Genomic DNA, 11,980 nt, shown 5'->3' with positions numbered 1-11,980 from the left:
GAGCCTGTTGTCTTGCTCCGCTCGCCATTCATGGTTCACCGCCCATGACTGGGATCTTGCGGAGCGCATCGGCCATGCGCCAGAGCTGGGCTTCGTAGCCGACGGTGGCGCCGGTGGAGTTGGTGGCCGTCGCGTTCTTCTGCTTTCGGACCCTGCTTGCCACCCTCATCGCTTCTTGGTATCGGTTACCACATCGAGACCAAGTTCAAGTGGCGCGCATCTCAAGGGTCTACTTCCCGTTCTCGGGGCGCCCGCGGACATCCTGTCGCGCTCGTGATCAGCACACCGACCACCAGGGTGCGGCCAGGACGTCCGGCGTCAGCCACTCGCGCCGCGTCCCCGTGTGCAGCAACACGCCGGCGCGCGACGCCCTTCCGTACTCGGCGCGAAAGGCGCGGATCGCCGCGGCGTCGGCCAGACGCGGGCGCGGCGTCGCCTTGACCTCGATGGGCAGCAGCCGGCCCGAGGCCTCGACCACGAAATCCACCTCTTCGCCGGTCGTCGTGCGCCAGTAGAGAAGCTCCGCCTGCTCCGGTCGAGCGTCGCGCCAACACAGGAGGTCGTTGAGCACGAGGTTCTCCAGGTGCGCGCCCGTCGGCTCAGCCGACCCCGCCAGGTGCAGAGCCAGGCCCGTATCACCCCAGTACAGTTTCGGCGCCTTGATCAGCCGCTTCGTACGGTTCACCGCGTACGCCGGCACCCGCACCAGCAGGAAAGAGGTCTCGATCAGGTTCAGGTAGCGGTGGGCGGTCGGCTGCGGCAGCGCGACATCCCGGGCCAGTTCTGTCTGGTTCACGATCTGCCCCAGCCGCAGACACGCTCCCCTCATCAGGCGCCGGAAGTCCGGCAGCGCGGAGATGGCCGAGAGGATCTGCAGGTCGCGTTCCAGGTAGGTGCGCACGTAGCCCTCGAACCACACCGTTCGTTCCGCCGCCGTCTTCATGTGGATGGCGGGCGTTGGAAAGCCGCCCCGCCGCGCCAGCGGCCGCCAGTCCTCGGGCTCGTCGTCCGATGATCGGAGCACGTCGAGCCACTCGGTCTCCTCGGCGGCCAGCAGGCGTTCCCACAGGCCGCAGCGGCCCATGCCTCGTTGTTCCCGCCGGGTCATCGGCCACAGTGTGAGGTAGCTGGCGCGGCCGGCCAGCGACTCCGAGACCTGCCGCATGAGCAGCAGATTGGCCGAGCCGGTGAGCAGGAACTGTCCGGGCCCCCGACGGCGGTCGATCGCCCGCTTCACCGCCGACAGCAGGCCCGGCTCCCGCTGCACCTCGTCGAGGGTGACCGGCGCCGCGCCTCCGACGAGGGCCTCCGGATCTCTCCGGGCGAGGTCCAGTGCGTCGAGGTCGTCGAGGGAGAAGAACCGCCGTTCGCCGGGCGTCAGGGCTTGAACCAGCGTGCTCTTGCCCGTCTGCCGGGCACCCGTGACGACGACGGCCGGCATCACGCGCAGTCGATCCGCGAGCGCTGTCTGGACGTGGCGGGGGAGAAGAGTGCTATTCATAGTGTGAATGATACACATTCACGACGTGAATGGCAAGCGTCCCGCACGACGCCGTCGGAACGCTTGAGATCTCGCAACCCAGGTCGGGAGGCCCGTTCTATCCGAATGTGCCGAGCGAGACAGTAGGCGGCCATCTTGACGTCTTCCTCGGCCAGCCTGACCGGTTCGCGTTTCACAAGTGCCGGCAGCATCTTTGGATTGAGCACTCATGTCTGGTGCCGCTGCGCCTCGTCCACAACCAGTCGCTTGATCTCGTCATCGCCTGACTGCCCGGCGACGTGCAGGGGAGGCTGCTTCTGTAATGGAGAGTGTGGCTTTGCCAAGTGATTCCTCCGGAGTAAGACGTCACCTGGCACCTGCGGTGGTGGCTGTCTTCCTTACAAGTTCAGTACCCATTCTCGGGGGAGGCGGAGACATCCTGTTGGCTCCGGGGCCAGCAGGAATCCCGGCCTCTTGGATGGTATTGGTCATTACTGGTCATTACCAGTGCGCCGAAGGGTTGCCAGGTGCGCGTATTCGATGTAGGGAGAGGGACTAATGGATTCCGCGGCTGAGGGTCGCTCGAAGAAGCGTCGCGTGATGGTGGGCGCCATAGGGAAGTGCGTCCACAACCTGGGCGTGGAGGGGTTCGCCGACTGGCTACAGGACATGGGGCTGGGTTATGTGTCGGTGAAACTGGGGCCTGCGGTGCCGATACAGGAGGTCGTGCACAAGATCCGCGAGGCGCGGCCCGAGGTCGTTGGGGTCTCGATGCGCCTGGGCGACCTGCACGTGGACAAGCTCGTAGGCGAGTTCGTGGAGACGGTCGCCAAATACGAGCTGCACCCCAGCACTTCGGGCATCCGCTACTGCTTCGGCGGGCTGCGCCCGGCAGCCAACCTGGTGCGGGCGATGACCGGGGTGCCGCTCGAGCGGGACGACTTCACTCCGATCGAGGAGCGGCACTTCGACCTGGAGGCGATCGCCCAGGAGTACCGCGACAAGCCGCAGTTCCACCACTTCTTCGAGGTGATCGCCGACGACTACATAACCATGGAGGAGCTCGAGCGCTTCGCGCGCGGGCAGCCTGTCAGGGGCGTGGAGGCGCAGGTCGAGTGGTCCGACTACCTGGTCGAGCGCATCCGGCAGGTGCGCGAGCGCGAGAACAGGCCGATCATCCGCGCGCACATCGGCATCGCGGCCGAGACGATCGAGCCCACGATTGAGGGCATCGAGGTGCTCGCCGATGCCGGCGCCCTGGAGATCGTCTCGCTGGCGCCCGACCAGACCTCGCAGGAGATGCTGGCCAAGTTCATCCGGGGCGAGGAGGATCCCTCAAGGTACCTGGCAGGGCAGGGCGGGGCGCCCATACGCAGCGTCGAGGATCTGAAGCGCCTCAAGGCCGCAACTGCTCGGGGCAACTGCCCGATGAGCCGCATCTACAGCGGTACCGACGAGCTCCTCGAACTCGCCAAACTGTGGGAGGAGCACCTGAACTCCTGCTTCCCGGCGGTGCCCATCTTCTTCTACAACCGGATGGACGGGAGAGGCCCCATCTCGATTCGCGACTCCTTCCGCGAGCACTACGACACGATCCGCTACTGGGCGGGCGTGGGCAAGCCGGTCGAGATCAACGATCCCCACCAGTGGGGCCTGCGCTACGCCACCGACGACATGCAGGTGGCCGACCACGTGCTCTGCGGGCTGATGGCGCTCAAGCTGGGCGTCCGGCACTACGTGATGCAGATGATGTTCGAGCTGCCCCCTGAGATCTCGGCGCTCGACGACCTTGCCAAGATGAAGGCGGCCTACGAACTGATCGAGCCGCTCGAGCGGCACTTCGACTTCTCGATCATCCGGCAGACGCGATCAGGCCTGCCCAGCTTCCCGCCCGACCTGCACCAGGCCAAGGGGCACCTGGCGTTCGGCATCTACACGCAGCTCTACCTCGAGCCCGACATCCTCCACGTCGTGACGCACTCCGAGGCCCACCACGAGGCCAAGGCCGAGGACATCATCGAGTCCTGCCAGATCACCAAGCAGGTCTGCTGGGACTTCGCCAAGGGGCACGTGCCCAACGTCTGGGCCGATCCCTGGGTGAGAGACCGCATAGCCGAGCTCAAGAAGACCAGCATGTACAACGTCCTGCACGGGGCGCTCGCCGGCGGGTACGAGGGACCGGTCACCGTCGCGAACTTCCTCGAGTGGGCGAAGGAGCCGGGCGAGGACCCTAAGCGCAACTACGAGGCGATGCTGCTGTCGCTGGCGGACGAGCGGGACTACTCAACGGGGACGTGCGGCGTCATCAGCCCGGACGCGCTTGAGCTGGCCCTGCAGATCGGGCTCTACCAGGCCCCGCACCTCACCGTGGCCGACCGGCGCTACGAGATGGTGGGCAAGTGCCGGACCAAGGTGGTCGGCGGGGCGTGCCGGATCGAGGAATGGAACGGCATCCCGGTCAAGGACGAGTTCACGCGCGTGGACCTGGTGCGCCATCACTACCCCTGGTACTTCGACCGGAGCATCTCGGTGGCGGCCGACCAGACCTACATCACCGAGACGGACCGGGAGGAGGAGGAAGCCGCCGCCGCGGAGATCGCCGGGCGGCACGCCGGCCTGGTGCAGGCGCGCGCCAAGCAGGTGCTGGTCGTGGACTTCGGCTCGACCTACACCAAGGTGGGCCTGTTCGACGTGGCGACCGAGCGGTTCGACCTCCGCTACGTGCCGACCACGGTTGACGACATCCGTGTCGGGTTGGCCGACGGGCTGGGCGTTCTGCCGGCATGCAAGGAGCGGGGCGACTGGAAGCCCCTCGACGAGGCGATGAGCAAGTTCGACATCAGGTTGCCGTGCTCCAGCGCCAAGGGTGGGCTGAAGATGGTGACAGTGGCGCTCGCCCGGGAGGAATCGGGGTTCGCGGCGGAACTCGCCGCACTCACCGCCGGCGCCAAGCTGGTGGGGAGCTACGACGGCAAGCTGACGCCGGAGGAGGCCCACCGCATCTACGCCGTTGACCAACCGGAGATCATCTTGATCGCGGGCGGTGTCGACGAGGGGGGCGACACCGAGACCCAACTGCACAACGCGCGCCTGCTGGCCGAGAACGCTAAGTACGCCACCTACACGCGCTACGGCGTCCCCGTTATCTACGCCGGCAACCATGATGTGCGCGAGCAGGTGGAGCACATCTTCCGTTGGAACAACGTGGACATCCGGATCACCGACAACGTGATGCCCGAGGTGAACCGGTTCCACATTGAGGTCGTGAACGAAGCCATTCGCGAACTGTTCCAGACGGTGATTATCCGCGGGAAGGGCTTCGACGTGGTGGAGGAGTACATGGACGCCCCATTCATCCCCACGCCTCGAGCGGCGTTCCGGGGCATCAATCTGCTGGCGCACGGCCACGGCAACGAGGAGGGCCTGGGGAACATCATGGCGCTCGATATCGGGGGCGCCACCACCGACTTCTTCTCCAACGTGTCCGACAATCCGCTCTACGTCTACGAGGGGCCGGACAACGCCCGACGCGTCAAGCGCTCCATTCTCAAGACTCCCAACAGCCCATTGGCCTACCGCCGGGTCGAGGGCAAGTACGGGCTCGCCTACAACGCCGAGAACCTGAAGGAGCTGGAACGTTTTCGAAGCGGCGAGATGCAGCGCGAGCTGTCCGAGTACTTGAGCCGGAACTTCCTCGACGCCTTCGTACCCGGGGCGAGCCAGTTCTCGCAGTTCCTGTATTCGCGCAACGGCCAGGTCGAGGTCGCTCTCGACCGGTACCTGAGTTTTCTCTCCTCCAACCCCCACGTCGTCCCGGATACCGCGATAGAGAACGCCGCCCGAGCATGGCTGGCGCACGAGATCCTCGCCACGGCCACCCGCAAGCATGCCGGATACGTGGAGGAAACCGAAACCTACTTTCTGCAGTACGGTGTCAATCTGCTGAATCAGCCGGTGGCGGTCGTTCTGATTGGGGGCACCGTGTATCACAAGTGCCAGGAGAAAGCGCCTCGCTACCTGGACGACCTCGCTTTGATCGCGGGGGGCGTGCTCTTCAACCCTGATGAGCCCCATGTGCTGCGGCCCCGCGGCCCGGTCTTGCTGGATGCCCAGTACCTGGTCAGCATCATAGGCGGGCTGTACGGAAGGGTGAACCCCGAGCAAGCGGTGCGGGTCATGAAGCGAGAGCTGATACCGCTCGATGTCCAGCAGTACGCAGGGAGGGGGTAGCGACCATGAAGCCCAAAGTGGCTGTCCTGGGGGCGGGCAACGGCGGGCACGCCTTTGCCGGTGATCTGGCGCGGCGTGGCTTTCCGGTTCGCCTCTACAACAAGTTCGCCCATGAGATCGTTGATCTCCAGGCAGCGGGCGGCGTGCGGCTGGAGGGCGCCATTGACGGGTTTGGGCGGCTGGAGCTGGTGACGACGGACATTGCGCCGGTTGTAGCCGAGGCCGACATCATCCTGGTGGTGGTGCCGGCTACGGCCCACGCCTTCATGGCTGAGGAGTGCAGCCCCTACCTTCGCGACGGGCAGGTCATCGTCCTCAATCCGGGGCGCACCGGGGGTGCGCTGGAATTCCGCCAGGTGCTGGCGAGCCACGGTGTGGAGGGCCGGGTCGTGGTGTCGGAGGCCCAGACCCTACTGTTCGCCTGCCGGATTTCGGGTCCGGCCCGCGTCCGGGTGAACAGCATCAAGCGCCAGGTGCCGCTGGCCGCGCTGCCCGCGAGCGATACACCGCGGGTCCTGGAAGTTCTGCGTCCTCTGTACCCGCAGTTCGTCGCAGCCCGGGACGTGCTAGAGACCGGTTTGGACAACATGGGGGCCGTGTTCCACCCCGGCACGGTCGTGCTGAGCGTGGCGCGCATCGAGTCCGGCGTGCCGTTCGAATTCTATCGCGACATGACGCCGGCCGTGGCGCGTTTCCTGGAGGCGATCGACGAGGAGCGGCTCGCCGTGGCGCGGGCGTACGATGTGAGCGCCATCTCGGCCGCCGAGTGGCTGAAGCGAAGTTACGAGGGCGTCAGCGGCGTCACGCTCTACGACCGGATCCTCGGCAATCCGGCCTACGCGGGCATCGCCGCCCCGCGCTCGCTGGATACCCGCTACGTCTTGGAAGATGTGCCCACGGGTCTCGTGCCCATCGCGTCGCTCGGTCGGTTGGCCGGGGTAGACGTGCGGGTGACGGCGGGTCTGGTTGACGTGTGCGGTGCCTTGTGCCGGCGCGACTTCTGGAGGGAGGGCCGCGATCTCCATCGGCTGGGAGTTGCCGGCCTCACAGTTGCAGAGGCCAAGGCGCTGATCCAGAGTGGACCCGCCGTGACGCGGTAGGCTGCCGGCCTGCCGCAGCGGGTGACCACCCCGCTTCGCCTTCTAGCGCGCCACATACAGGGGTTCGCCGAGAGTCCGGATGTCCACCTCGACGCCGAGGCCTGGACCCGATGTGGGCCCGCCCCAGCCGTCTCTGGAGCGCGGCCGGTAGCCCGCGATGTGCTCCTTTGTCCAATCATTCATGAACGACACGGTGAACAGGGCCTCCGGCCGCACACTCGCCGCGAGGTGGCTCACCGCCGCGGTGACCAGGTCGCCGCCCCAGGTGTCTTCGATTGTCAGCGACACGCCGAGCGCTTCGCACAGGTCGCGAATCAAACGCGCCTTGGTCAGACCGCCGACCCTGCTGATCTTGAGATTGATGCCTCCAGCGCCGCCCTGCTGCACGGCGGCCAGCAGCGACGGCACATCCGTGACGATCTCGTCGTAGATCATCGGCAACGTCGTCACCTTGCGGACCGCGACACATTCCTCCAGCGTGGGACACGGTTGTTCCAGATACACGCGCGGGAGCGGGTCGAGCAGACGGGCCGCGTCCTGATGCGGATCGCCGCCGATCTTCAACTGGAATCGGTGGATGTCCTCGGCGCGGTGTGCCTGGACGAACGCGGCCATCTCCTGGACGTTTCCGAGCGGGACCGCCACGTACAGCGGGTACCTGTCCTGCCGCTGGCCTCCTAACAACGTGGCAACCGGCAGCCCTGTGGCCTTGCCCAGGACATCCCAGCAGGCCACGTCCACCGGGCTCTTGGCATACGCGTGCCCGCGCAGCGCCGCCCGGGCGCCTCCCGAGAACCCGGGCAGGTAGGTCTGGCCTAGCGGGCAGACCTCGCTCCAGCCGGCGATCCCCTGGTCGGTTGTCACCTTCACCACGGTAGACGGCAGCGCCCGCACAACGCGGCCGCCGGACATCACGTAGTCGCCGTGGACATAGTGCAGGTCGTACCCGTAGATCTCGATCTGCGTGATCCGCAACGACACACACCTCCGGAATGCGTACGTGATGTAGGCTCGGCAGCGCGGAGCTCCGCTCCCCTGAGGTCGCGGCCACGAGGGGATTCCGGCCTCTGGGGTCGAAGAGTCCAGCCAGCGGTTCCTTTCCAGGCCATGCGGATCACGATCGAGGTTATGAGCCCGCTCCGCAATCGCCTGCCCAGGGGCCAGCGCTCCGCAACGCTTGAGCTGCGCCCCGGCAGCACCGTCGCCGATGCCCTTCGGGCCGCGGGCGTCCCGGACGAAGAACTGTGGAACGCCAGCATCGCGGGCCAGCTCGTGTACGCTGAATACCAGCTCAAGGAAGGGGACTCCCTTCTGGTGTTCGCCCCCATCGCAGGGGGCTGTCAGCAGGCCTGATTGCCAACAAGCCAGGGAGGCTACGATGATGCGCGGGGTTGCCGGCAAGATCCTCAGGGTGGACCTGACCTCCAGAACGATTCAGGTGGATCAACCCGACGAGGAGTTCTACCGCACCTACCTGGGAGGCGCCGGCTTCGTCTCTTACTACCTGCTCAAGGAGGTGCCCCGGGGCATTGATGCCTTCGACCCCCAGAACAAGCTGGTCTTCGCCCTTGGCCCGATGACCGGACTGGCCATGCCGGGCGCCACCCGCAACTGCGTGGGCGCCAAATCGCCCCTCACAGGCGGCTACTCCAAGAGCGAGGGCGGGGGGTTCTTCCCCATGGCCCTCAAGAAGGCTGGCTACGACGCCGTCATCGTGGAGGGCAAAGCCGATCGGCCCGTCTACCTTCTGGTGACAGACCAGAAGGCAGAGATCCGGGACGCCTCGTACCTGTGGGGTAAGACGGTCCTGGAAACCCAGGATGCCATAGCCTCCGAGCTGGGGGAGAAGACAATCCGCACCGCCGCCATCGGCCCCGCGGGCGAGAACCTGGTTCGTTTCGCCTGCATCATGAACGACCTCAAAGACGCCGTGGGCCGCGGAGGACTGGGCGCGGTCATGGGCTCCAAGAACCTGAAGGCCATCGCCGCGGCCGGCCGCTGGAATCCTGAGGTGGCCGATCCGGCCAGAATCCGCCAGTTGACCACCATGATGAACAAGGGCTTCGCCGACAACCCCCTTGGGTTCGCCAAGAACCTCCACTCGTGGGGCACCGGCGGCTCTGCCATGATGCTGGCGAGCAACGAGATCGGCAACATGCCCTCCTACAACTTCGGCGTCAACTCCTTCGATGGCACCGCCAAGGTCACGGCCAACGCCGTCCTCGATACCTATGGTGTTGGCATGGAAGCATGCGCCGCCTGCGCGGTCCGCTGCAAGAAGGTGGTGGAGATCGGCGAGCCCTGGAACGTTGACCGCCGCAGCGGCGGGCCTGAGTACGAGTCCCTGGTAGCCCTGGGGCCCCTGTGCGGTGTGGACGACCTGGCCTCAATCACCAAGGCCAACGAACTGGCCAACCTGTACGGCATGGACTCCATATCTCTGGGCGTCTCGATCGGTTTCGCCATGGAGTGCTTTGAGAACGGGATTCTCACGCCCCGTGATACCAACGGCATCGAGCTCAAGTTCGGCAGCGCCGAGGCGATGCTGCAAATGGTGGAGATGATAACCCATCGCAGGGGCGTGGGCGGTCTTCTGGCCGAGGGCACGAAGCGGGCGGCCGAGAATCTGGGACCGGCTGCCGGCGCGTTCGCCATGCACGTCAAGGGTCTGGAGATCCCCATGCACGAGCCGCGCGTCAAGCAGGGTCTGGGCCTCATCTATGCCGTGGGGGCGCAAGGGGCCGATCACTGCTCCGGCATGCACGATACCGGCTACACCATGAACTCGCCCGCGTTTGAGCACCTGCGGGGCATGGGAGCCATACGGCCCCTGCCTGCCAACGACCTGTCGGATGAGAAGGTCGCATCGCAGAAGGCGTCTCACCTTTGGAACCTATTCCTCGATTCGGTTGTCTGTTGCCAGTTCGTGCCGTGGAGCATTGACGAGCTGGTGGAGATAGTGCGCGCCACAACCGGCTGGTCGTACACCACGTACGAGGCAGTGAGGCTGGGTGAGCGGGTCGCCACACTGGGCCGCGCCTTCAACATCCGTGAGGGGATCACCTCGGCCCAGGACAACCTGCCCAAACGGATGTTCGGCCCCACCCGCGCGGGCGCCTTGAAGAACGGCGGCATTGACCCTGAGAAGCTCAGCCACGCAGTCCGCACCTTCTACGCTATGATGGGTTGGGATGAGGAAACAGGCGTGCCCACCCGCGGCAAGATGATGGAGCTGGGGATCGGCTGGGCGGCTTGCGACAATACGCCAGACAATTAGTCTTTCGCAGTTGACAATCCACGCGACAATCAGTATCTTCAATAGGACAATTAGCACAGGCGGGGCCGGCGGCCGCAGTGCCTGTGACATCCGGCCGGGGCTGCGGCGCAGCAGGAGCACCGATGGCACTCAGGGACATCATCCTTGACACCGCTTCCAGGCGCCAGGCGTTCAGGACCGCCGACGTAATCCGCGCCCTGCGCGGCCGGGCATCCCGCCAGCATGTCAGCGCCACCATCAATCGCCTGGTCAGGGAGGGCCGCCTCATCAAAGGAGGCTCGACCCGGGGCGCCTTCTACGCGCTCCCGCGCCACAGCTCGACCCTGGGAGTTGCGGTCAGAAGGCGGCTGCGCAACGAATCCCTCCGCGAGGAGGAGGTCCTTGACGGCCTGCGGCGCAGGGCTCCGTTCCTGGGGCAGCTGAGGCAGAATGTTTCGGGCATACTTGCCTACGCCTTCTGCGAGATGCTGAACAACGCGATCGAGCACTCCGGGTCTCGCGCCGTCGAGGTCGAGATCACCCGCGTCGGTGGCGTGCTGGCGTTCGTGGTCAACGACTTCGGCGTGGGTGCGTTCCGAAACGTGATGCGGCAGCGCAACCTCAACTCCGAGCTGGAGGCCATCCAGGACATCCTGAAGGGCAAGACGACCACTACCCCCGCAGCCCACTCGGGTGAGGGCATCTTCTTCACCTCCAAGGTCGCAGACGTCTTCTCCCTGGAGAGCTTCAACTACAAGCTGAGGGTGGACAACGTGGTGGGCGACACCTTCGTGGGAGAGCGCAGACCGTCGAAGCGGGGGACCAGGGTGACCTTTGAGATCGCCGAGCGGTCCGCCCGCCGGCTGGACGACATCTTCAAGAAGTACGTGACGGACCTGGAGGAGCCCGCGTTTGATAGGAGCGAGATCCAGGTGCGGCTATACGCACACCGGACCATCTATATCTCCCGTTCGCAGGCCAGGCGACTGCTTGCAGGGCTGGAGAAGTTCAGGGCCGTGACCCTGGACTTCAGCGGTGTTGAGATCGTCGGTCAGGCGTTTGTGGACGAAGTGTTTAGGGTATTCCCAGGGCACCACCCCGAAACCGCCATCATCCCGGCCAACATGAACGATGCCGTGAGATTCATGGTCAGCAGAGCCCGCTCCGGATGATGGTAGGCCTCGGCCTGATGCGCGCTGGTTCTGGCGAGCGCGTAGGAGGGCAGGCCCCAGGCCCCGAAACCTCAGGACGGAGGGCGACGACATGAGCGAGAAGATCGAGTTCACCAGCAACTACTCGGATCTGAGCACAAATCAGGGCTTTCAGTTCGAGGTCGCCTGCAACCGGTGCGGAACCGGCTTTCGCACACCATTCCGGCCTTCCATCACCGGCACGGTTACCGGTGCGATGGACGCCGCCAGCAGCCTCTTCGGGGGGATCTTCGGCAGGGCCGCTGATCTTTCCGAGCGCGTGCGGTCGGCGAGCTGGGAGAAGGCGCATGACGCGGCCTTCAAGGAAGCCATGGCGGAGCTACGGCCGGAGTTCATCCAGTGCCCGCGCTGTTCGACGTGGGTGTGCCGGAAGAACTGCTGGAGCGTGGCGAAGGGCCTCTGCAAGGAGTGCGCGCCGGACCTGGGAGTGGAGATGGCCGCGGCGCAGTCAAGCCGCACCGTGGAGGAGATCTGGGCCCACTCCAAGATGGCCGAAGAGGACCGCTCGATGCTCAAGGAGCAGAGCTGGCGAGAAGGCGCGCGCGCCACGTGTCCGAGCTGCAACGCCCCGCTGGCCAAGAAGGTGAAGTTCTGCCCGGAGTGCGGCGCAAAGATCCAGGCCGAAGCCCACTGCACGGAGTGCGGGGCCAAGCTTGCTCCAGGGGCGAAGTTCTGCGCCGAGTGCGGCACGAAGACACAGTAG

The 11,980-nt window shown here is 65.7% G+C and carries 9 protein-coding genes; 7 read left to right on the top strand and 2 right to left on the bottom strand.

Annotated features, from left to right (window positions below; genetic code table 11):
• Positions 1 to 277 precede the first annotated feature (277 nt).
• Positions 278 to 1,501: an ATP-binding protein gene (locus FJX73_08350; protein ID MBM3470785.1), complete on the bottom strand. Its 1,224-nt coding sequence runs from the start codon at positions 1,499 to 1,501 to the stop codon at positions 278 to 280.
• Positions 1,502 to 1,530: 29 nt separating this feature from the next.
• Here FJX73_08350 and FJX73_08345 point away from each other — a divergent pair, with 29 nt between their 5' ends.
• The 3 genes from FJX73_08345 to FJX73_08335 all read left to right on the top strand — a co-directional run bounded on the left by FJX73_08345 (position 1,531) and on the right by FJX73_08335 (position 6,810).
• Complete coding sequence (locus FJX73_08345) at positions 1,531 to 1,767, top strand: hypothetical protein (GenBank protein ID MBM3470784.1); 237 nt, start codon at positions 1,531 to 1,533, stop codon at positions 1,765 to 1,767.
• 271 nt (positions 1,768 to 2,038) lie between these two features.
• Positions 2,039 to 5,710: a hypothetical protein gene (locus tag FJX73_08340; GenBank protein MBM3470783.1), complete on the top strand. Its 3,672-nt coding sequence runs from the start codon at positions 2,039 to 2,041 to the stop codon at positions 5,708 to 5,710.
• Positions 5,711 to 5,715: 5 nt separating this feature from the next.
• Entirely contained in the window at positions 5,716 to 6,810 is a 1,095-nt protein-coding gene (locus tag FJX73_08335) for an NADP transhydrogenase subunit alpha (protein ID MBM3470782.1), read from the top strand.
• A gap of 42 nt (positions 6,811 to 6,852) precedes the next feature.
• On the opposite strand, the gene FJX73_08330 is transcribed toward FJX73_08335, so the two are convergent.
• Positions 6,853 to 7,785 carry a mandelate racemase gene (locus tag FJX73_08330; protein ID MBM3470781.1) on the bottom strand — a complete coding sequence of 311 codons (933 nt, stop codon included), beginning with the start codon at positions 7,783 to 7,785 and terminating at the stop codon, positions 6,853 to 6,855.
• 132 nt (positions 7,786 to 7,917) lie between these two features.
• Between FJX73_08330 and FJX73_08325 the strand changes: the two genes are divergently transcribed.
• From FJX73_08325 to FJX73_08310, 4 genes are all read left to right on the top strand, one after another.
• Positions 7,918 to 8,163, top strand: a complete 246-nt coding sequence (locus tag FJX73_08325) for an RnfH family protein (GenBank protein MBM3470780.1) — start codon at positions 7,918 to 7,920, stop codon at positions 8,161 to 8,163.
• Between the two features lie 25 nt (positions 8,164 to 8,188).
• Entirely contained in the window at positions 8,189 to 10,087 is a 1,899-nt protein-coding gene (locus tag FJX73_08320) for an aldehyde ferredoxin oxidoreductase family protein (GenBank protein MBM3470779.1), read from the top strand.
• 122 nt (positions 10,088 to 10,209) lie between these two features.
• Positions 10,210 to 11,238, top strand: coding sequence for a DUF4325 domain-containing protein (locus FJX73_08315; GenBank protein ID MBM3470778.1), 1,029 nt, complete (start codon positions 10,210 to 10,212; stop codon positions 11,236 to 11,238).
• A 91-nt stretch (positions 11,239 to 11,329) separates the two neighbouring features.
• Complete coding sequence (locus tag FJX73_08310; GenBank protein MBM3470777.1) at positions 11,330 to 11,980, top strand: zinc ribbon domain-containing protein; 651 nt, start codon at positions 11,330 to 11,332, stop codon at positions 11,978 to 11,980.

The sequence above is a fragment of the Armatimonadota bacterium genome (assembly GCA_016869025.1).
Taxonomy (GTDB): domain Bacteria; phylum Sysuimicrobiota; class Sysuimicrobiia; order Sysuimicrobiales; family Humicultoraceae; genus VGFA01.
The sequence above is the reverse complement of the archived record's forward strand: the minus strand, read 5'-3'. Positions and strand labels throughout refer to the sequence as shown.

Bases quoted from the DNA above. Each gene is read 5' to 3' on its own strand.
- FJX73_08340 (MBM3470783.1), top strand. From the start codon at position 2,039: ATGGATTCCGCGGCTGAGGGTCGCTCGAAGAAGCGTCGCGTGATGGTG.
- FJX73_08320 (MBM3470779.1), top strand. From the start codon at position 8,189: ATGATGCGCGGGGTTGCCGGCAAGATCCTCAGGGTGGACCTGACCTCC.
- FJX73_08325 (MBM3470780.1), top strand. From the start codon at position 7,918: ATGCGGATCACGATCGAGGTTATGAGCCCGCTCCGCAATCGCCTGCCC.
- FJX73_08315 (MBM3470778.1), top strand. From the start codon at position 10,210: ATGGCACTCAGGGACATCATCCTTGACACCGCTTCCAGGCGCCAGGCG.
- FJX73_08310 (MBM3470777.1), top strand. From the start codon at position 11,330: ATGAGCGAGAAGATCGAGTTCACCAGCAACTACTCGGATCTGAGCACA.
- FJX73_08335 (MBM3470782.1), top strand. From the start codon at position 5,716: ATGAAGCCCAAAGTGGCTGTCCTGGGGGCGGGCAACGGCGGGCACGCC.
- FJX73_08350 (MBM3470785.1), bottom strand. From the start codon at position 1,501: ATGAATAGCACTCTTCTCCCCCGCCACGTCCAGACAGCGCTCGCGGAT.
- FJX73_08345 (MBM3470784.1), top strand. From the start codon at position 1,531: ATGGCAAGCGTCCCGCACGACGCCGTCGGAACGCTTGAGATCTCGCAA.